This window comes from Mesorhizobium sp. M1050 (assembly GCF_040318715.1).
GTDB lineage: Bacteria > Pseudomonadota > Alphaproteobacteria > Rhizobiales > Rhizobiaceae > Mesorhizobium.
This window is the reverse complement of record NZ_JAMYMV010000041.1, coordinates 1-19360: the sequence shown is the minus strand read 5'-3', so window position 1 is coordinate 19360 and position 19360 is coordinate 1. Positions and strand designations below refer to the sequence as shown.

Genomic DNA, 19360 nt, shown 5'->3' with positions numbered 1-19360 from the left:
CCAGAGCTATTCACTCTTGCTCTCCTGCCAGATGCCCTTGGCCTTCAGGCCGTCGGCCACGTCCTTGGGCATATAGCGCTCATCATGCTTGGCGAGCACGCTGTCGGCAACGAAGACGCCGTCCGGGCCGAATGTGCCCTCGGTGATCACGCCCTGCTCTTCGCGGAAAAGATCGGGCAGGATGCCCGTATAGGTGACCTTGACCGATTTGTGCGTATCGGTGACCGAAAACCCGACGGTCGCCCCCTGCCCGCGCTGGATCGTGCCTTTTTCAACCAGCCCGCCCAGCCTGATGCGCTGGCCAGGCTGGACACTGGCGGTGGTCAGATCAGCCGGCATATAGAAATAGGACGCCTTCTGGCCAAGCGCATAGAAGGTCAGCCCGGTGGCGGCGCCAAGGAAAGCCAGTCCGCCCGCGATCACCGACAATCGTTTCTGCTTGCGCGTCATGTCTTGTTCTACTCCGTTGCCGTCAGGCCAAGCGAGGCGGCAAAGGCGGTGAATTTTTTCGCTTCGTCACTGTCGGCTCCAAAGACGGCAATGGCGCGACCGAGCGCCTGACGTGCCAGATCGGCCTTGCCCAGCACGACATAGGAACGAACGAGGCGCATCCAACCTTCCGGATCGCGCGGATTTTGCCGCAGCTTGTCGTCGAGGCGGGCGACCATAGTGCTGATCATCGCTTCCCTATCAGCGGGAGACATCGACGATGCAGCGTCGATATCGCCGGCATCGGGACCGTTGGTGGCGCCGCCGGAAGCGACTGCGGGACTGCCGGACCTGGCCAGCGCCTGCTCGACCGCACTGCGCCATGGCGACTCCGGCGGCAGCTTGCCCAACATTGCCCGCCAGGCTGTGGCCGCCTCCTTGGTGCGGCCCTCCTGCGCCAGCGCCATCGCCAGATAGAAGCTCGCCTTCGAATTGGCCGGGTCGAGCTCCAAGGCCGCCTCGAAGGCCTTCTGTGCATCGGCCGAGACGATGCCGCCTGCCGCACCGGCGACCGCCTCGCCAAGACCGGCCTGGCGAACGGCGCTGTCGCCATCGAGGCGGATAGCGTTGCGATAGGCCGCCGCCGCGTCGGAAAAGCGTTGCATGCGCAGATAGACTGGCGCGAGCACATCCCAGCCCCTGCCATCGGAAGGATTGGCAGCAAGATGGGCTTCGGCCCGCGCCACCAATTCGTCGACCGAACTGTCGGCCGGGTTCTTGGCCAACCGCTCGCTGAGTGGTTGCGACGGCAAATCGGGTGAGCCGAGCTGACTGTAAAGGCCCCAACTGACCAGCGGCACCGCCAGAACGGCCGCGGTGGCGACCAGCCTTGCCGTTACCGAAATTCGGCCAACGGACGCCTTGGCCGCCGCTGCCGCATTGTCGAGGCGAAGGATGCGGCGAGCGATCTCGGCGCGCGCTTCGGCAGCTTCCCCCGGCTGGATCAAGCCACGCGCAGCGTCGCGGTCAAGCTCGGATAACTGGTCGCGATAGACTTCGAGATCGTGATCGCTGCTCGACGACGCGCCCTTCGAGCTGGCGGCCAGCGGCAGCAGCACCGCCAGGCTTGCACCCAGCGTGAGAATTGCGGCTATGACCCAGAACAGCATGGTTCTTCCAATAATGGCAGAGTTCTGCCGTGCCAACACAGGCTTCCTGCGACGCTTTGACGGCAGGCGCGCCGCATGTCCTTGATCGACGTCAACCGACCGGATACCAGCCGGACCCCGTCTCAGTTTCTGTGCATGTCGTCGTTCTAAAACCGCTGCGCGGTCGAGCGACATGCACCGTCAGGTCAGCGGCGTCCAACTGCCGTTGGTGTTACGGCAAGCGGTTCCACGCGCCGTCACGCCGGCGCCGCCGGTGAAAACCGTCTGCGTATACTGGCGGCAATCCTGCGAACCGACGCGATAGGGTTGTGCCGGAACCACCTCGCCATAGCGCGAAGCCTGGGCGCCTTTCCACGTTACCTTCTGGCCGCTGGTCGTGTATTCGAGCGCCTTGTATTCAGCCTCGAGCGCACTGCGCTTCTCGGTCTCGCTGAGGCCGGCGCCGATCGACCCGCCGATGAGGCCGCCGCCCATCGCCGAAATGATCGTCGCGGTGACCTTGCCGCTGGAAGGAGGCGTCGAGGCCGGTGTCACTGCTACGGTCGGCCCCTTGCCGCTCAGGGTGGTGCAGCCGGAAACGCCCAGCAATGCGGAAATAAGCGCGACGCGAATCTTCATGCCAACAACCGGTGTTCTTGAGTTGGAGCCTGCTATGGATAGGCCGAAGGCCGCGTCATCGGAGAAGTTGGCGCTGCCATAGTATTGAGATTTGTCTGAAATTTGGCCGCTGCCGGCCAATCCGGGACCAATCGACATGCCGCCATAACATGCCCCGTTCATCAATGTCGAATGGCCGTGCCTGAACATCACTGAAGGCTCCGCAATCGCACCACCGCCTTCAATCCGCCCATGCCGGACCGTTCGAGCGCCAGGACGCCTCCATACTCGTTGACGAGGTCGGCGACAATGGCCAGCCCGAGACCTGTTCCGGGCTTTGTCTCATCCAGACGCCGTCCGCGCTTCAGCGCCTCGCGCGCCTTGTCATCTGGAATGCCAGGGCCGTCATCCTCGATATCGATCTCAAACAGGCCGGCCGGATCATCCTTGCCAGTCAAAGGCACGACCGAGACCAACACCGCGCTTTTTGCCCATTTCATCGCGTTTTCGAGCAGATTGCCGATCAACTCCTCAAGGTCCTCGCGCTCGCCTGCGAAGACGATTTCGGTCGCAGGCAACGACAGCGACAGATTTGTCTGCGGATTGAGCTTCTGCAGAACCCGCACCATGCGCTGCACCAGCGGCGTCACGGGCGTGCGGAAGACGACGCTGTCGCGCTGCGCCGCGACGCGGGCGCGCTGTAGATAGTGCTCGACCTGCTTCTGCATGGAAGCGGCTTGTTCGGCGATCAGCTGTCCCTTGGCTCCTCCAAGCGCCCGGCCCTCATTGAGCAGCACCGCGAGCGGCGTCTTCAGCGAATGGGCGAGATTGCCGACCTGGGTTCGCGACCGCTCGACGATGCGCCTGTTGTTTTCGATCAACGCATTGGTTTCGTTGGCAAGCGGTTCGATCTCGGCCGGGAACTGGCCGTCGAGCCTCTGCGCGGTGCCCTCGCGCACCATGGCAAGCGCATTCCTCACCCGGCGCAGCGGCTGCAGGCCGAGCAGGATGGCAATCGCGTTGATGGCGATCATGCCGACGCCGAACAGGCTGAGATAGGTCAGCAGGCGGCGTTGGAAGCTGGCGATTTCCTGTTCGAGTTCGCTCTGGTTGCCCATGACGCGGAAGCGCGCGGCGCGGTTCTTGGAATCGAGAACGAATTCGCTCTCGAACACTTCGAGTTGCTCGCCATCGATGCCTTCGGTCGGATAGCTGCGCTGGAAGCTGGCGTTGAAGGGCACCTCGGCGACATCAGGCGATGGGATTTTGCGCGTCATCGACGACGAGTGAAGATCGCCATGTACGCCTTCCGAGGCGGGCTCTACCGACCAGTACCAGCCCGAATTCGGCTCCGAGAAGCGGAGATCGCCGAGGTCGGGCGCACCGGTGAGCGCACCGTTGTCGGAAATACCGATGGAGCCGATCAAATTGAACAGATGCGCCGAAAGCAGGCTGTCGAAGCCGCGCTCGCTGGCCTGGCGATAGAGTGTGGTGATCAGGGTGAATATGACGACGAGCGTCACGATCGCCCAGACAGTGGAAAAGGCGATGACGCGGAACGTCAGCGAACGCGGCCACAAACGCAGCGAAAGCGGCGTCCTTGCGGTTGGTTTGAGCGGTTCCGAGTTACGCCTCCGGCTCACGCATGCGGTAGCCCATGCCACGCACGGTTTCAATCATGTCGATGCTCATCTTCTTGCGAAGACGCCCGACAAAGACCTCGATAGTGTTGGAATCGCGGTCGAAATCCTGATCATAGAGATGCTCGACCAGTTCCGTGCGCGAGACGACCTCGCCCATATGGTGCATCAGATAGGCAAGCAGGCGGAATTCGTGCGACGTCAGTTTCAGCGGCACGCCGTCGACATCGGCCTTGGACGCCTTGGTGTCGAGGCGCAACGGTCCGCAGGTCAGTTCGGACGAGGCATGGCCGGCAGCGCGCCGGATCAGGGCCCGAACCCTCGCCAGCACCTCCTCGATGTGGAACGGCTTGGTGACATAGTCGTCGGCGCCGGCATCGATACCGGAGACCTTGTCGCTCCAGCGGTCGCGCGCCGTCAGCATCAGCACAGGCATTTTGCGGCCGCCGCGCCGCCAGCGCTCGACGACGCTGATGCCATCCATCTGCGGCAGGCCGATGTCGAGCACGACGGCATCGTAGGGCTCGGTGTCGCCGAGGAAGTGGCCTTCCTCGCCGTCGAAGGCGCGGTCGACGACGTAGCCGGCATCGACCAGTGCATCCGATATTTGCCGATTGAGATCCTTGTCATCTTCGACGACGAGTACGCGCATGCGGAGTTCGATACCTGTTGAAGAGCTAGGGTCAGATATAGGCCGATTCCGGCGGCCTGGGAAACGGAAGGGTCAGTTCAGTGGAACGACGATTTCGGAACGGCGCGGACGTTGTCCGTCCTTGCCCGGAACGAGCACGACGATGACACAGACAGGCTGGCCGCCGCGCGTCGATTGCGAGGCCTTGGCCAGCGTTCCGCCATTCTGTTCGGCCACTTGTTGACCGATCGCGTAGCAATCGGACGCCGCCAGTACAATCGGGCTGGCCTGTTCGGGCGCGACGGCCGGTATCGCCACAGCCTGCGACGCAAACAGCCCGGCAGCGCAGAGCGCCAGTGTCGCGGTTCGGAGGTGGGAGCGAAGCGTTTTCATGGTCGAGTTTGTAACGCATCGGTGCTGAACGTGAAATGAACGGTGAACGTCGCCGAAAACATCCTCGCTACACCCCTGCAACGCGAGACAGTCAACCTGGGATTTCACCGCCTCAAACCGTGATTTCCCGCGAGGCTCCAGTCTAGACTCCGTTTCGACCATATTGAAAGCGTGTCAGGCGCTTTCCTGCGTTATCGCGCGAAAACGCAGCAGCCCGTGATGCACGAGCAGGTCCTCGTCATGGCGGACCTCGGTGAATTCGAGCGAGAGTCGTGTCTGGCCGTGGGGGCCAATCTCCAGCACCGCATTGGCGAGCCGCGCCTTGATGGCGTCCATGATGGCAAGCGTTTCGGCTTCCCCCTTGGCTTTCGACCAGACATGCAGCGTGACCAGTTGGTCGTTATTGTTCTCCGCGCTCGTATCCCAGTCAAACGCAGAGGTCTGGCCACAAGTCACGTAGGGAAAAGCGGCATTGTCGGTTGCTCGTTCGAGCAATCCGGCGCCGCCCAGCAAGGTCGACAGTGAGGCATCGCTTTTGAGCCTCAGAAACAGTGCCTGCTGCAAATCGCCGGGCGCGGTCATCGTCCTCTCCTCTAGCCTTTGCGCTGCCGACCATTGCCTTTCGGAAGCCTGCCTGGGTTCTGCATACTGTGTCAGATATAGCCATTCGACGCGCGGAGGCGATGGCGATTCGTCATCGGATCGATGAATGCCGATACGACTTTGCCAACAACGTCGTCAGGGGCGCTGCGCGGCGTTGCGATCTAGGCAGGATTGGCCGCGTCTCGGTGAGGTTTGTTTTGTCTGACACCATCTGGCCACGCGTCTGGACATCCGTTTTCGGATAGCGGCTTGTTCCAGCCGCATTTGAAGGCCAGTATCGAACGTGCCTTCAAGGCGTCCGTTGCGGTCTACCGTGACCGAACGTGACACCATTTCCGTCGAGCTTGGTCGATACCCGGAGCGTCGGAGCTTTTGCTGGCCGGCGGCACCCTTGACTCAGTCAGCACCGCGGTCACCGCGATCCTCGAAGGCGATGGCGGCTTTGCATGAAGTCGCGAACGAGTGACGATCCGTCCCCGACGAAAAGGCGAGTGCTTTTCCTCGGGAAACTCGCGGAGCGAGCTTGAAGACGAGGCAGCCCACGAGCGGGCTTCGCCGAAACCAAAGCAAGATGCGAGGTCGAATGCGATGCAGTCTACCCCCCACAAAATCCCGGTTTCCATCATTATTCCGAACTACAATTACGCGCGTTTCCTTGAACGCAGCATCGACAGCGCCCTGGAGCAGGACCACGACGATGTCGAAGTGATCGTCGTCGACGATGCATCGCAGGACAATTCCACGACCATCATGAAATCCTATGGCGACAGGATCCTTGCTTGTCCGCGACGAAAAAATGGCGGGCACGCGGCCGCCTTCAACACCGGCTTTGCTGCGAGCTCCGGCAGAATCGTCCTCTTCCTCGACGCCGACGATTATCTTTATCCGGAAGCCGTCTCCAGGATCGTCGACACCTGGGACGAGGCAACCGCCCAGGTGCAATCCAGATTGCACATTGTCGATGACCGGCAACGCATCAAGGACGTCTTTCCGCCGCCGGAGCTGCCCTTCGACAGCGGCGATGTCATGCCGAAACTTCTGCGCAAGGGGCGCTACCAGACGACCGTAACCAGCGGGCTGGCCTTTGACCGGACGACCCTGGAATCGATCATGCCGATTCCGGAACCGGATTTCCGCCAGGGCGCCGACGGCTATCTTGCGACGCTGGCGCCGCTCTATGGCCAAGTCCAGTCCATCGATGAATGTGTCGGCGCTTACAGAATCCACGGCGCCAACCATTCGGTCTTCGGTGAAAAGCTCGCCGAGCGGGCACGCTGGCGGGTAGAGCACGATTTCCACCGCATGGAGGCGCTGTCGGACCAGGTATCGCAGGCCGGCCTGACCGTCGTGCCGGCAGAAATTGTTCGCCATGATCCTGTCCACCTGGAAGAACGGCTGGCATCGCTCTGCACGGACAGGCACCGGCACCCCGTCGCCGACGATTCCCGCCTGGCGCTCGCGGCGGCGGGCGCTGTCGCCAGCCTCGAAATGACGGCGTCCCTGCGCCGCCGCGCCGTACTTGCCGCCTGGTTCCTTTCTGTCGGCATGCTGCCGCGACAAATGGCCATGGCGGTGCTGTCGTGGAAGCTCGACGCATCGTCCCGACCGACATTCCTTGCTCGCCTGTCCAGGACAATACGCCGCGCGATGGGGTAGCCCCAAGCCCTTGTGCAGGACGGGAGGGTGCGCTGCCCCGAAGGTCCCAAATGAGCCTGCGCTGCGCTTTGCCTACTGCGCCCCGCGCTGCCTGACCACGACGCTGCGCACCGCCAGCACCAGCACCGTGATGATGATCAATATCACCGAGAGTGCGGCGATTGCAGGGTCGATGTTGTCGCGCAGGCCCATCCACATCAGCCTGGGCAGCGTGATCGCGTTGACCGAGGTGATGAACAGTGTGACACCGATTTCTTCCCAGGACAGCACGAAGGACAAAAGCGCCGCGGTGATGATGCCGAATTTGATGTTGGGCATGATGATCCGGGTGGCGCGCTCCCAGACCGAGGCGCCAAGGCCGCGCGCGGCAAGATCGATGCGGCGGTCGAGCTGACTGAGCGAGACCAGCATCAGCACGGTGGCAAAGGGCACGGTCATCACCGAATGCGCCATGGCGACACCAAGCCATGTGTCATAACCAAAGAACGAGCTGAAACCTGAGATCGAGGTGAGCAGGAAGTAGAGCGTGATCGCCGAGACCACGGGCGGCACCACCATGGGCAGCAGCACAAAGCCGACGAGTGCCGCCGTGAACCGCGGCTGGAACATCCAGACCCCGAGGCTGAAGCATAGTGCCAGCACGGTGGAAAAGGCGCTGCTGACAATACCGATGCGGATGCTGAGCAAGATCGATTGGAGCCAGCGCGGATCCTCGACCAACGACCGGTAGTGGCGCAACGACAGTTCACCTGACGGCATCGCCAGCATGCGGCTCGGCGTCAGCGACACCGGGATGACGGCAAGCAGCGGCAGCAGCAGGAATAGCGCCACGAAAGCGGCGATGACTAGCGAGGCGGGACCGGGGCGATAGGTCGGCATCAGATCAATTGCTTCGGTCTGACATAACGGAACAGCAGCGCCATCAGCGCGCCGACGAACAATACCAGGACCACGCTGATGGCCGCCCCCAGACCCCAGTCCGGGCTCTGGAAGATCCTGAGATAGATGAGCTCGGCGATCATGACGCTGCGGCCGCCACCAAGGATCGCCGGCGTGACAAAGAAGCCGAGCGAAAAGACGAAGACGATCATCGCCGCGCCGATGATGCCGGAGCGCGTCATCGGTACGAACACCGTCCAGAAGGTGCGCATGCGGCTGGAGCCGAGGCCGCGCGCGGCCAGCAGCACGCGGTCGTCGAGGCTGCGCATGGCCGATGCCAGCGGGAAGACGGCGAAAGGAATGAGGAAATGCGTCATGCCGACGATGACGCCGAATTCGTTGCGCACCAGCGCCAGCGGTTCGGAAATGAAGCCGATCGCCTGCAGCCAGGTGTTGATCAGGCCGCGATTGGACAACAGCGCCACCCAGCCGAAGGCACGGGTCAGGACGGAAATCCAGAAGGGAACGAGAATGCAGAACTCGGCGATCAGGCGCTGTGCCGGGGTTCCTCGCACCCAGACGACGGTGATGGCGTAGGCAGCGGCGACGGAAACCACGGTGACCACCGCTGCGATGCGCAGCGTGCGGATGAACACCGACTGCACCAGATCGTCGGTGAGCAGCGCCTCATACTGCCCGAGCCCCGGCGTCGGCAGCGTAAAGCTCCATTTGACGACGCCGAAGAACGGCCAGGCATAGGCAAGGACAAGAAACAGGAGCAGCGGCGCCATCAACAGCGCCGCGCCCATCCTGTCGGAGAGATAGGACCTCATATGAACCAGATTATCCCGGTCTTGGTCAGGCCGAGATGATCTTGGTGTATTCGTCGAGCGCTGCCCCGTAATTCTTGGCGTACCAGTCCATGTCGAGCGCGATCTGCTTCTTCATGTTCTCGGGATCGACCGGGTTGATGCGCTTCTTGTCGGCGGGAATCAGCGCGTCGGCAGCCGGATTTGCAGGGCCCTGGCCGAGCTTGTCGAACATGACCAGCTCCTTTTGCGGGTCCTGGGTGCTGGCGATGAACTTCATGGCCGCTTCCTTGCCGCCAGGATTGCCCTTGAGCACGGCGAGCGCACCGGGCGAGATCAGGCCCTGGTCCCAGATGAACTTGATCTTGCCGCCCGAGTCCTGCTCGATCAGTGACGCGCGCGTCGACCAGACGATCGCCATGGAGGCCTCGCCATTGAGCAGCACGCTCTGGCTTTCGGCACCGCCGCCCCAATAGGCTACGACGTTTTCCTTGAAGGCGGCGATCTTGTCATGCGCGCGCTTGAGATCGAGCGGATAGAGCGACGCCGGCGCGATGCCGTCGGCCAGCAGGGCGGCTTCCCAGCTCGACACGCCCCATTTGTAGAGCGAGCGCTTGCCGGGGAATTTCTTCACGTCGAAGAAATCGGCCATGCCGGTCGGCGCGTCCTTGCCGTACTTCTCGGAGTCGTAGGCGATGACATAGGAGAAGAAATAGGTCGAGGCGGCGTATTCCCAGCCAAAGCCTTCGCGCATCTTCTTCTTGTCGACGATCGTATAATCGATCGGCTCGAGTGCGCCCTGGGCACCGAGCGTAATGGCCGAGAACGGGTCGACGTCGACGAGGTCCCAGGTCGGCGCGCCGCTCTTGAACTGCGCGGCGATGGCGCCTTCGGTCGGGCCCGAGCCATCCATCTTGACGGTGATGCCGGTTTCCTTGGTGAAGGGCTGGCCGTAGGCGGCGTCGTAAGCCGTGATGGCGTCACCGCCCCAGTTGACCAGCACCAGTTCCTTCGCCGCGGCAAAGGCACCGGTCGAGCGCAGCATCATCGGCGTGCCGGCCAGCACGAATGCTGCCAGCTGCGTGAATTGGCGGCGCGAGATTTCGCCGCGACCTGCCCTGGCGGACAGGCTCTCGACGGCTTGTTTCTTGGTATCATGTGTCATGTCAGTTCCCCTTTTTTGTCGTTGATAGTACCGCAAAGTGGTGGGCACTTGTCTCGCCACACCGTTCGTCATTGTCCTCCATGCGGAAGGAGGAAACCCTTTTCAGCCGGCCAGGTGAGCCAGACGGAGTTGCCCTTGCTGAGCGCGGCCGCCGCTACCTCGTTCGGCACCGAGACCGTGACCTTGGCGCCTTGCCGTGTCGTCAGGTCAAGCCGCGTTGCCGCGCCGAGATAGGTGGAGTTGGTCGCTGTCGCGGCGATGCCGTTCTCACCGGCTGCCGCCTCCCTTGATATCGACATGTATTCGGGCCGGATCGCCAGGATCGCATCGCCGCGCACCGCCTCGGCCTTGCAACGCATGGAGACCGCACGGTCTTCGCAGAGGCCGGTCGAGCCATCGCCTGCCGGGTGGACGCCCTTCAGCGGCAGCATGTTGATCTCACCGAGGAACTCGGCGACGAAACGGTTGTCCGGCCGGTCGTAGACCTCGTCGGGCGCTCCGACCTGCAGCAGTTTGCCATGGTTGAAGATGGCGACGCGCGACGACAGCGCCAGTGCCTCGCTCTGGTCGTGGGTGACGAAGACGAAGGTGGTGCCGGTCTCCTGGTGCAGCCGCTTCATCTCGGCCTGCATCTGGCCGCGCAGGCCCTTGTCCAGTGCCGAGAACGGTTCATCGAGCAACAGCACGCCCGGCTCGAACACCAGCGCGCGCGCCAGCGCCACGCGCTGCTGCTGGCCACCGGAAAGCTGCGCCGGCAGCTTCTTCTCGTGGCCCTTGAGGCCTACGCGTTCGATCATCTCGCCGACCCGGCGCTTAATGTCGGCCGCCGATTTCTTGCGCACCTTGAGGGGAAAGGCGATGTTGGCCTCGACGCTCATGTGCGGAAACAGCGCGTAGCCCTGGAACACCATGCCGGCAGCGCGCTGCTCGGCCGGCCGGTCGGTGATGTCGACGCCATCGCTGAACAGACGGCCCTCGCTCGGCTGCACGAATCCGGCAAGGATCATCAGGAATGTGGTCTTGCCCGAGCCGGACGGTCCGAGCAGGGTCAGGAATTCGCCGCGGCCTATATCGAGCGACAGATTGTCCAGTGCACGGAATGAGCCGAAGCTTTTGCCGATCCCAATTGCCTTGATCTCTGCGGCCCGGCCGGGTTGCTGCATCCTGCCTGTTTCCTCGCTTCAGGGGAAATCGTAGGGCAGCGCGCGGCCTCACCGCAACCGAATAGTTTTCGCCTGATCGGCAAATTTGATTCATCTATCCAATCGATGGCGCCCGTGATCGGATATACCTTTGGCGTGACGCCCGTGGTCAGCCATGCCCTTGGCGTGGCGCCCGTGGTCAGCCATGCCCTTGGCGTGGCGCCCGTGGTCAGCCATGCCCTTGGCATTGCTCTCCGCGAGCTTCGACCGCAACCATCCGGCAAAGGCGTCGAGCACCGGATGCGCGGCCTTGGCGTGTTCGGAGACCAGAAAGTACGAGCGCGGCGATTTGATCGCGATATCGAATGGACGCACCAGCCTGCCTTCGGCCAGCGCCTTGCCGCTGGTCAGTTCGTCGCCCATGGCCATGCCCTGGCCGGCGATCGCGGCCGAGAAGACAAGATTCATGTCGGAAAAGAAGATGCCGCCCTCCGGGTCGGGGTTCTCGACCTTCGACAGCGCCAGCCAGCGCGCCCAATCCTCGGTATCGCCGAGATGCAGGAGGTTGGCGCGCAAAACGTCGGCTGGCTTCGAGAATCCACCGACCTTGTTGAGCAGCGTCGGGCTGCAGAGCGGCGTGAACGAAATCTCACACAGAAGCTCGACCGCTCGGTTCGGCCAGTTGCCGACGCCGAAGGCGATGAAGGCATCCGCGTCGGCATTGCTGACATCATCCAGTCGTCGCGGCGTCAGGATGCGCAGCGCGACGTCGGGATACATCTGCCGGAACTCGCCGATATGGGTGCAAAGGAACAACGAGGCGAAGCCGGGCGTGCAACTGATGCTGAACGAGCCGCCGACGCCGGTGCCGGCATGGCGTGTCACCGCGTCGCCCAGAACGGTCAACGCCTTGCGCACGTCGCTGGCGTAGCGCTGGCCGCGCGGCGTCAGCGCGACGCCCTTGCCGATGCGTTCGAGCAGGTCGAAGCCGAGGTCGCGCTCCAGCAGCCGAAGCTGGTGGCTAACGGCGCTGCGGGTCAGGTGTAACTCGTCGGCGGCGCGCCAGACGCTGCCGTGACGAGCGAAGCTGTCGAGCGCACGCAGCGCTTGTGTCGATGGTATGCGCAAGAGACCTCAGGTGAACCGAATTTGCATGAGCCGGAAAAACATATCACTTTTTGACGAACCGCTTCACTGCTTTCTTCTCCGGCCATGGAGAAAGCGGTCACTACTGCGGCGCAAGCAACGGCGCTTACCTGTCTTGACGACATCCGGCCACTGTTGTCGGCGTGGACGCGCACCATTTTCGACTTCGGCGAGACTGCATGGCGCGAGTATCAATCCTCTGCCTGGTATGTGGAGAGACTGAAGCGCGAAGGCTTTTCCGTCGAGGAAGGTTCCGGCGGCATGCCCACAGCCTTCTGCTCGCATTGGACAAACGGCGCCGGGCCGACCATCGGCATGTATGCCGAATACGACGCCGTGCCGGGCAATTGCCAGGATGCGGCGACCGTCCGTCGCCCTCGCCCGGGCCTCGGCGAACATGCGGGTGGCCACACCGATCCGCATTCCGGGTTGGGCATTTCGAGCCTCGGCGGGCTATTGGCGACCAAGGCGGCGATGCAGCGCCACGGCATACCGGGCACGCTGCGCTTCACCGGCGAGCCGGCCGAGAAGGTGCGCGGATCAAAGCCGATCCATGCCGCGAAGGGGTATTATGACGGCCTTGCCGGCATGATCTCCTTTCATCCGTTCTACATGCTGCCGCTCTGCAACACCGCGCGCTGGGACACGCATTGCGGCGCGGCTTACGCGATGATCTATCGCTTTGTCTGCGACCAGCCGGAGCGCTGGGCGCGAGCGGCGGGCGGCGCAGCGCCCATTCCGCAGGCGCATTCGGCGGTGCGCGCGCCCGGTGCCAACGATGCGCTCATGATGATGTACATGACATCCAAGGCGCTGCGCGATTCCATGCTGCCGCACCAGGGTGGCTGGTCGATCAGCGAGGCGATCCTGACCGCCGGCCAGGCGACGGCCGACAACCTGCCGGCAGGGTTGGCCGAGATCCAGTACATGATCCGCGTGCCGACACTGGCGATGGCCGAGCAGGTCACCGCCGTGCTCGACCGCAATGCCGAGGCCTCTGCCAGCATGAGCGGCTGCCGCCATGAGCGGCACTGGGTGTCGAAGTCGCGACCGGGGCTGGCCAATCACACCATGGCCGAGATCGCTTATGAAGCGCTGTCGAGCGTCGGGCCGCCGCGCTGGGACCAGGACGCCAAGGCAGTCGCGCGCGAGATACAGGTCAATGCCGGGCGCATGGCGAGTGACGAGCCGTTCATCGAAGAACTCGAACGCCTGATCGAGCCGCAGGCGGCGGAGGCGATCCTGCGCCGCGATCTGCCGCCCTCGCAGGTGAATTCGACCTCCGACGATTACACCGATATGAGCTGGCATGCGCCGACTGCGCGCTTCTATGTCGCCCGCCCGGCGCTGCGTTCGGAGACCGGCTATCCCTATCCATCATGGGTCATGAATGCGCTGGGCGGCATTCCTGCCACCATCGACCCGATGGTCGTCTGCGCATCGAAGACCATCGCACTGGCAGCCCTTCGCCTGCTGGAGGACAAAACCGCCCGCGGTGCGGCGATGGACGAGTTCGTCACCCGCACCGGCGGCGGCATAGGCGGTTCGAACTGGATCGCGCCGCTCTGCGACTACGAGCCGCCGATTGGATTTCGCTGGCCGGAATACGTCACCACCCCGCGCGGGCGGGACTGGTGGATCCCGAACAATCAGACACCCCAGGCCACTTCACGAGGAGCACCCCATGACCGTTCATGATCGAATTGTCGCCGAGCCGTTTTCGCTGCAGCGTCGCAACCCGGCCGGCGGCACCAAGCCGCTGACCGCCTGGGGTTTTGCCAACGAGACCGACGTCTTGACCGATGTCCTGCTCGGGTCGCCCAATTTCCTGCGTCATCTGTCGACCAGCTCGCTGTCGCGCAAGCATCTGCGCGAGGCGCCCTGCAACGTCCAGATCGCGCAGGCGCAGCACAAGGACCTCGTCGCTGCCTATGAACATTTCGGCGTCAACATCCATTGGCACGAACCGACACCCGAACTGCCGATGCAGGTCTATTCCCGTGATTCCAGTGTGATGACGCCTTATGGCGCCGTCATCACCGCAATGGCCAATTGGTGGCGGCGCGGCGAGAACTACGCCGCCATCCGCACCTACGAAAAACTCGGCATCCCGATCTACGACATGGTCACGGCAGGTACGTTCGAAGGCGGCGACTTCAACGTCATCGAGGATGGCGTCGTGCTGATCGGCTGCGGCGGCGCCCGCACGCAAGAAGAAGGCGCTCGCCAGGTGCAGGCCTGGTTCGACAAGGAAGGCTGGGAGACCCGCATCGCCTTCATCGACGAGTACTATGTCCATATTGACCTGATGGTGGTGCCGATCGCCGAAAAATTGACCGCCGTTTGCCTCGCCTGCACTGAGCCCGGCATCGTCGACTGGCTGAAGGGCAAGGGACACGAGATCATCGACGTGCCGTTCCAGGATACGATGGCGCTCGGCTGCAACTTCATGTCGCTGGGCAAGGACCGGGTGATCGCGCCGACCTCCAGCCAGACGCTGATCGGTCAGCTCAAGGCACGCGGCTTCGAGGTCGCGGCCGTCGACATGAGCGAGATTTCCAAGACCGGCGGCGGCATCCACTGCATGGCACAGGCGCTGAAGCGCGAACCGGCCTGAGCGGCGGAGCCCATTCGCGAGCATTGAAACGGCGGGGGCGGCGCTTGCCTGGGCAGGTCGCTGATTGCGATCCAGCCATTCCTCCATTTTTCATAGGATGGACATCGTACAGGATCAGTTTTACGAGTCGGCCCGACCAGAGGAGATGTTCGCGCCCCCCAATGAACAAGATCGATACCCAGAACAGCAAGCGTGACGAGCGCTCGACCGCCACCAGCCTCTTGCGGCTCGGCACGCGGCTGAAGCTGTCCCGGCAGACGCGAGGGCTGACCTTGAAGGCGCTCGCTGCCGCCGCGAACTGCTCGGAAAGCCTGCTTTCCAAGGTGGAGAACGGCAAGGTCTCGCCCTCGCTTCCCATGCTTCACCGGCTCGTCGAGGTGCTCGGCACGAACATTGGTTGGATGTTCGAGGAATCCGATGGCGACGAAGGCATCGTCTTTCGGGCTGGATCGCGGCCGTTGATAGCGCTCGATCCGCTTCGGCGCGGCGAAGGTATTTCGCTCGAGCGTGTCATTCCGTATTCGCCCGGCCATCTCCTGCAGTGCAACATCCATCATATCGAAGCGGGCGGTGAGAGCGCTGGCCCGATCCAGCATGCCGGCGAGGAAGTCGGCTATCTCCTGGAAGGTGCGATCGAATTGATGGTCGGCGAAAAAACATTTCGCCTGGCCGCCGGCGATTCCTTCGTCTTCAACTCCGAACTGCCGCACTGGTACCGCAATGTCGGAGATGAACGCGCCAGCATTTTCTGGGTGAACACGCCAGCGACATTCTGATCCGGCGCATCCCCTGATTCCTTTCGTTGACGCTAATTCAAGTCACTTGACAAGAAATCAAGCATCTTGAATTATGCCCTTGCGCTCAGTCGCCAGGTGAGCCCGATCAAGGGCCTTTTCGTAAAACCAAGGGGAACCGGAATGCGTCTTACAAAGATCCTTTCAAGCTGCGCCGCAGCCATCGCCATGACCCTCGCCCTCGGCTCTGCTTCCGCCATGGCCGAGACCTATGCGCTGGTGACCATCAACCAGCAGGCCCTGTTCTTCAACCAGATCAATGACGGTGCAACAGCTGCTGCCAAGGCCGCCGGCGTCGACCTCGTCATCTTCAACGCCAACAATGTACCAAGCGCGCAGAACGACGCGATCGAAAATTACATCACCCAGAAGGTCGACGGCATCATTCTCGTCGCCATCGACGTCAACGGTGTGAAGCCGGCCATCACCGCGGCCAAGGCTGCCGGAATTCCGGTCATTGCCATCGACGCGCAGATCCCGAATGGCGACAACGTCGCCTTTGTCGGCGTCGACAACACCAAGGCCGGCGAGGATATAGGCAAGTTCTACGCCGAATACGTCAAGACCAAGCTGAACGGAACCGCCAAGATCGGCGTTGTCGGCGCGCTCAATTCGTTCATCCAGAACCAGCGGCTCGACGGCTTCAAGAAGGCCGTCACCGACAGCGGCCAGAAGGTAACCTTCCTCGACACGGTCGACGGCCAGAACGTACAGGACGTAGCCCTGTCCGCCGCCGAGAACCTTATGACCGCCAATCCCGACATGACGACTCTTTATGCAACCGGCGAGCCGGCTCTGCTCGGTGCGGTTTCCGCCGTCACCAGCCAGGGCCGCACCGGCGATGTCAAGGTGTTCGGCTGGGACCTGACCAAGTCGGCGGTGCAAGGTCTCGAAGAGGGCTGGGTGGTGGCCGTCGTCCAGCAGGATCCGGCTGGTGAAGGCAAGGCAGCGGTTGAAGCCTTCGGCAAGCTCAAGAAGGGTGAGAAGATCGATCCGATCATCAATGTTCCGATCACCATCGTGACCAAGGAAAATGTCGGCCAGTTCAAGGGCATGTTCAAGTAGTATCCTCCCCGGACCGCCGGGCCGCGCAATCCCCTGGGGGTTCCCGGCGCGGCCCGACGACCGATTGAACTTGTTGGCTTGAGAACTGGAACCGTGATGAGCGATGGCGAATCCTACCGCGTCAGGATGACCGGTATTTCCAAACGATACGGCCCTATCCAGACGCTGGACGACGTTTCGCTGGACCTGAAGCCTGGCGAGGTGCTTGGCCTGGTCGGCGACAATGGAGCCGGCAAATCCACCTTGAGCAAGGTTCTGTCCGGTGCGGTCATTCCGGACTCCGGCACCATCGAGATCGACGGCAAGGCTGTCTCCTTTTCCTCACCCGCCGATGCCCGCGCCGCACGGGTGGAGATGGTCTATCAGGACCTTTCACTCTGCGACACGATTGATGTGGCGGGCAATCTCTTCCTCGGCCGCGAGCCGCGCCGCCGCGTTCTCGGCGTCCCCTTTCTCGACAACAAGCGCATGCATGATCAGACGCGTGAGATGCTCGACCGGCTCGGCATCGTCATCGCCGATACCAGGCTCAAGGTCGAAAACCTGTCCGGTGGGCAGCGCCAGTCGATTGCCATCGGCCGCGCCGCCTCCTTCGATCCATCGGTGCTGATCATGGACGAACCGACGGCGGCCCTTGCGGTGGCAGAAGTCGAAGCGGTTCTGGAGCTCATCCGCGCCGTCAGCGCCCGCGGCGTCAGCGTCATCCTCATCACCCATCGGCTGCAGGATCTGTTCCTGGTCTGCGATCGCATCCAGGTCATGTATGAGGGTTGCAATGTCGCCGAACGCAAGATCGGCGACACCAGCATCGAAGAGGTCGTCAACCTCATCGTCGGCCGCAAATTCACGGCGCGTTCGGCCCGCGCCAGCCGTGATGAGGCAGCGCAGCCATGAATGTCACGTCATCACCTGGGGATATCAGCGCCTCGCCGCCCAAACGCGTCCACAACACCACCTGGAAGGACATGGCGATAGCCAATGGCAGCGTCGTCTCGATAGCGCTGTTCTTCCTCGTCGTCTGCGTGGTCTTCTCGCTGGCCACCGGCTCCTTCCTGACGGCGCCCAATCTGCTCAACATCGTGCGCCAGTCGGCGCCGCTGCTGATCGTTGCGGCAGCCATGACCTTCGTCATCACCACCGGCGGCATCGACCTTTCGGTCGGGTCCGTGCTGGCGCTGACGGCGACGTTGTCGGCTGTCTTGCTGCAGTTCGGCCTGCCGTGGCCGCTCGTCGTCGTCGCCATGCTGGCACTCGGCGCGGCGATCGGGGTTTTGCAGGGCTTCTTCATCGCCTATGAGCGGATACCGGCCTTTATCGTCACACTTGCCGGACTCTCGATCATCCGCGGCGTGGCGTTGCTGATCACCGGCGGCTATTCTATCCCGGTTGAGCCGACCAGCTTCTTCGTCAACATCGGCAGGGCCTGGTTTCTCGGCGTGCCGGTACCGGCACTGCTCGCCCTTGTCGTCCTGATCGTCGCCTATCTCGCATTCAACCAGACGCCATTCGGGCGCTATGTCACCGGCATCGGGGCCAATGCCGAGGCCGTGCGCCGCGCCGGTGTCGATACGCGCTTCATGACGCTGTTCGTCTATGTCCTGTCAGGCATGGCGGCGGCGGTGGCCGGCATTGTTCTTGCCGCCCGGCTCGGTTCCGGCTCGTCGAATTCCGGCCAGGGTTTCGAGCTCGATGTCATCGCCGCCGTGGTGCTTGGCGGCACCAGCCTGTTCGGCGGGCGCGGCACGATCATCGGCACCGTGCTCGGCGCGTTGACCGTCGCCGTTATCGGCAACGGCCTGATCCTGGCGCACATGTCGCCCTTCCTGACGCCGATCGTCACCGGCACGATCATCCTCGTCGCCATCTGGCTGAATTTCCGGCTGTTCAGGGGCGCAACGCGGAGCCGCTGACATGGATCATCTGTTCGACGACAAACCAAGGGAACGGGCGCCCATCGGTATCCGCTCCGGCACCGTGATGACCGTTACCGGCCCGGTCGCGATCGCCGACATGGGCGTGACGCTGATGCACGAGCATATCCTGATCGATGGCGCGAAATCGTGGAAATGCCCCTGCCATCCCGACGAGAAGAAGATCGCCGAGCAGCCGGTCAGCATGGAGATCATCGGCGAGTTGCGGATGAACCCTTACATGAACCGCGACAACGTCTCGCTCGACGATAGCGATCTGGCGCTTTCGGAGCTGGCGAAATACCGGGCGCTCGGCGGCCACACGTTGGTCGATGCGACCAACATCGGCATTGGCCGCGATCCGGTGAAGCTGGCACGCATCGCCCGCGCGTCGGGGTTGCGGATCGTCATGGGGACAGGTTTTTACCTGCAGCACACCCACCCCGACTGGCTGAAAGCGATGGACGTCGACGACGTCACCGAATTCCTTGTCAACGACGTCGGCGGCGGGTCGACGCAACCCGAAATCATGGCCGGCATCATCGGCGAGGTCGGCGTCAGCAAGGATTTCACCGACGAGGAACGCAAGTCGCTGCGGGCGTCGGCCCCCGCGGGCCGGCGAACCGGCGTGCCGCGGGCCCTTAAACAGGCCCGCGGGGTGCGGCGGGCGCAGGACGTGCGCGCCGGGGGGGAGGCGGAAGGCGCCGCTCTCCGG

At 63.0% G+C, this 19360-nt stretch carries 20 protein-coding genes; 8 read left to right on the top strand and 12 right to left on the bottom strand.

Annotated features, from left to right (window positions below):
- Positions 1–6: 6 nt before the first annotated feature.
- The 7 genes from ccmE to NKH57_RS21210 form a co-directional block, all read right to left on the bottom strand.
- Complete coding sequence (ccmE, locus tag NKH57_RS21240; protein WP_352946940.1) at positions 7–450, bottom strand: cytochrome c maturation protein CcmE; 444 nt, start codon at positions 448–450, stop codon at positions 7–9.
- 8 nt (positions 451–458) lie between these two features.
- The gene (ccmI, locus tag NKH57_RS21235; protein ID WP_352946937.1) at positions 459–1598 is read right to left on the bottom strand and encodes a c-type cytochrome biogenesis protein CcmI; all 1140 of its coding nucleotides are present in this window, start codon (positions 1596–1598) and stop codon (positions 459–461) included.
- Between the two features lie 180 nt (positions 1599–1778).
- Positions 1779–2216 (bottom strand): RT0821/Lpp0805 family surface protein, encoded by a 438-nt coding sequence (locus NKH57_RS21230; RefSeq protein WP_352946935.1) that lies wholly within the window; start codon positions 2214–2216, stop codon positions 1779–1781.
- A gap of 188 nt (positions 2217–2404) precedes the next feature.
- Positions 2405–3838, bottom strand: a complete 1434-nt coding sequence (locus NKH57_RS21225) for an ATP-binding protein (RefSeq protein WP_352599300.1) — start codon at positions 3836–3838, stop codon at positions 2405–2407.
- A complete protein-coding gene (locus NKH57_RS21220) occupies positions 3822–4487 on the bottom strand; it encodes a response regulator transcription factor (protein ID WP_023760459.1) in 666 nt (221 codons plus the stop codon). The genes NKH57_RS21225 and NKH57_RS21220 overlap by 17 nt, the downstream gene beginning before the upstream one ends.
- Positions 4488–4559: 72 nt before the next feature.
- A complete protein-coding gene (locus tag NKH57_RS21215; protein WP_023760460.1) occupies positions 4560–4859 on the bottom strand; it encodes a hypothetical protein in 300 nt (99 codons plus the stop codon).
- A gap of 174 nt (positions 4860–5033) precedes the next feature.
- Positions 5034–5441 (bottom strand): DUF3168 domain-containing protein, encoded by a 408-nt coding sequence (locus tag NKH57_RS21210; protein WP_023760461.1) that lies wholly within the window; start codon positions 5439–5441, stop codon positions 5034–5036.
- A 609-nt stretch (positions 5442–6050) separates the two neighbouring features.
- Here NKH57_RS21210 and NKH57_RS21205 point away from each other — a divergent pair.
- Positions 6051–7118, top strand: a complete 1068-nt coding sequence (locus NKH57_RS21205) for a glycosyltransferase family 2 protein (RefSeq protein WP_023760462.1) — start codon at positions 6051–6053, stop codon at positions 7116–7118.
- 72 nt (positions 7119–7190) lie between these two features.
- On the opposite strand, the gene NKH57_RS21200 is transcribed toward NKH57_RS21205, so the two are convergent.
- From NKH57_RS21200 to NKH57_RS21180, 5 genes are all read right to left on the bottom strand, one after another.
- Entirely contained in the window at positions 7191–7997 is an 807-nt protein-coding gene (locus NKH57_RS21200; protein WP_023760463.1) for an ABC transporter permease, read from the bottom strand.
- Positions 7997–8830, bottom strand: a complete 834-nt coding sequence (locus NKH57_RS21195) for an ABC transporter permease (RefSeq protein WP_352829850.1) — start codon at positions 8828–8830, stop codon at positions 7997–7999. Before NKH57_RS21195 ends, NKH57_RS21200 begins: the two co-directional genes overlap by 1 nt.
- Positions 8831–8855: 25 nt before the next feature.
- Complete coding sequence (locus tag NKH57_RS21190; protein WP_352599312.1) at positions 8856–9971, bottom strand: ABC transporter substrate-binding protein; 1116 nt, start codon at positions 9969–9971, stop codon at positions 8856–8858.
- Positions 9972–10039: 68 nt separating this feature from the next.
- Positions 10040–11134 (bottom strand): ABC transporter ATP-binding protein, encoded by a 1095-nt coding sequence (locus tag NKH57_RS21185; RefSeq protein ID WP_352946930.1) that lies wholly within the window; start codon positions 11132–11134, stop codon positions 10040–10042.
- 90 nt (positions 11135–11224) lie between these two features.
- Positions 11225–12241 carry a LysR substrate-binding domain-containing protein gene (locus NKH57_RS21180; protein WP_352946927.1) on the bottom strand — a complete coding sequence of 339 codons (1017 nt, stop codon included), beginning with the start codon at positions 12239–12241 and terminating at the stop codon, positions 11225–11227.
- A gap of 84 nt (positions 12242–12325) precedes the next feature.
- On the opposite strand from NKH57_RS21180, the gene NKH57_RS21175 reads away from it, so the two are divergent.
- From NKH57_RS21175 to NKH57_RS21145, 7 genes are all read left to right on the top strand, one after another.
- Positions 12326–13957 (top strand): zinc-binding metallopeptidase family protein, encoded by a 1632-nt coding sequence (locus NKH57_RS21175; protein WP_352946924.1) that lies wholly within the window; start codon positions 12326–12328, stop codon positions 13955–13957.
- Positions 13944–14876, top strand: a complete 933-nt coding sequence (locus tag NKH57_RS21170; RefSeq protein WP_023760469.1) for a dimethylarginine dimethylaminohydrolase family protein — start codon at positions 13944–13946, stop codon at positions 14874–14876. Before NKH57_RS21175 ends, NKH57_RS21170 begins: the two co-directional genes overlap by 14 nt.
- 161 nt (positions 14877–15037) lie before the next feature.
- Positions 15038–15652 carry a cupin domain-containing protein gene (locus NKH57_RS21165; RefSeq protein WP_023760470.1) on the top strand — a complete coding sequence of 205 codons (615 nt, stop codon included), beginning with the start codon at positions 15038–15040 and terminating at the stop codon, positions 15650–15652.
- Between the two features lie 141 nt (positions 15653–15793).
- Positions 15794–16735: an ABC transporter substrate-binding protein gene (locus NKH57_RS21160; protein ID WP_352661968.1), complete on the top strand. Its 942-nt coding sequence runs from the start codon at positions 15794–15796 to the stop codon at positions 16733–16735.
- Between the two features lie 96 nt (positions 16736–16831).
- Positions 16832–17629, top strand: a complete 798-nt coding sequence (locus NKH57_RS21155; RefSeq protein ID WP_352485862.1) for an ATP-binding cassette domain-containing protein — start codon at positions 16832–16834, stop codon at positions 17627–17629.
- Positions 17626–18645 (top strand): ABC transporter permease, encoded by a 1020-nt coding sequence (locus tag NKH57_RS21150; protein WP_352728120.1) that lies wholly within the window; start codon positions 17626–17628, stop codon positions 18643–18645. Before NKH57_RS21155 ends, NKH57_RS21150 begins: the two co-directional genes overlap by 4 nt.
- Before the next feature lies 1 nt (position 18646).
- A partial coding sequence (locus NKH57_RS21145) for a phosphotriesterase family protein (RefSeq protein ID WP_352946921.1) occupies positions 18647–19360 on the top strand: 714 nt, incomplete at its 3' end.

Bases quoted from the DNA above. Each gene is read 5' to 3' on its own strand.
- ccmE (WP_352946940.1), bottom strand. From the start codon at position 450: ATGACGCGCAAGCAGAAACGATTGTCGGTGATCGCGGGCGGACTGGCT.
- ccmI (WP_352946937.1), bottom strand. From the start codon at position 1,598: ATGCTGTTCTGGGTCATAGCCGCAATTCTCACGCTGGGTGCAAGCCTG.
- NKH57_RS21230 (WP_352946935.1), bottom strand. From the start codon at position 2,216: ATGAAGATTCGCGTCGCGCTTATTTCCGCATTGCTGGGCGTTTCCGGC.
- NKH57_RS21220 (WP_023760459.1), bottom strand. From the start codon at position 4,487: ATGCGCGTACTCGTCGTCGAAGATGACAAGGATCTCAATCGGCAAATA.
- NKH57_RS21215 (WP_023760460.1), bottom strand. From the start codon at position 4,859: ATGAAAACGCTTCGCTCCCACCTCCGAACCGCGACACTGGCGCTCTGC.
- NKH57_RS21210 (WP_023760461.1), bottom strand. From the start codon at position 5,441: ATGACCGCGCCCGGCGATTTGCAGCAGGCACTGTTTCTGAGGCTCAAA.
- NKH57_RS21205 (WP_023760462.1), top strand. From the start codon at position 6,051: ATGCAGTCTACCCCCCACAAAATCCCGGTTTCCATCATTATTCCGAAC.
- NKH57_RS21200 (WP_023760463.1), bottom strand. From the start codon at position 7,997: ATGCCGACCTATCGCCCCGGTCCCGCCTCGCTAGTCATCGCCGCTTTC.
- NKH57_RS21195 (WP_352829850.1), bottom strand. From the start codon at position 8,830: ATGAGGTCCTATCTCTCCGACAGGATGGGCGCGGCGCTGTTGATGGCG.
- NKH57_RS21190 (WP_352599312.1), bottom strand. From the start codon at position 9,971: ATGACACATGATACCAAGAAACAAGCCGTCGAGAGCCTGTCCGCCAGG.
- NKH57_RS21185 (WP_352946930.1), bottom strand. From the start codon at position 11,134: ATGCAGCAACCCGGCCGGGCCGCAGAGATCAAGGCAATTGGGATCGGC.
- NKH57_RS21175 (WP_352946924.1), top strand. From the start codon at position 12,326: ATGGAGAAAGCGGTCACTACTGCGGCGCAAGCAACGGCGCTTACCTGT.
- NKH57_RS21170 (WP_023760469.1), top strand. From the start codon at position 13,944: ATGACCGTTCATGATCGAATTGTCGCCGAGCCGTTTTCGCTGCAGCGT.
- NKH57_RS21165 (WP_023760470.1), top strand. From the start codon at position 15,038: ATGAACAAGATCGATACCCAGAACAGCAAGCGTGACGAGCGCTCGACC.
- NKH57_RS21160 (WP_352661968.1), top strand. From the start codon at position 15,794: ATGCGTCTTACAAAGATCCTTTCAAGCTGCGCCGCAGCCATCGCCATG.
- NKH57_RS21155 (WP_352485862.1), top strand. From the start codon at position 16,832: ATGAGCGATGGCGAATCCTACCGCGTCAGGATGACCGGTATTTCCAAA.
- NKH57_RS21150 (WP_352728120.1), top strand. From the start codon at position 17,626: ATGAATGTCACGTCATCACCTGGGGATATCAGCGCCTCGCCGCCCAAA.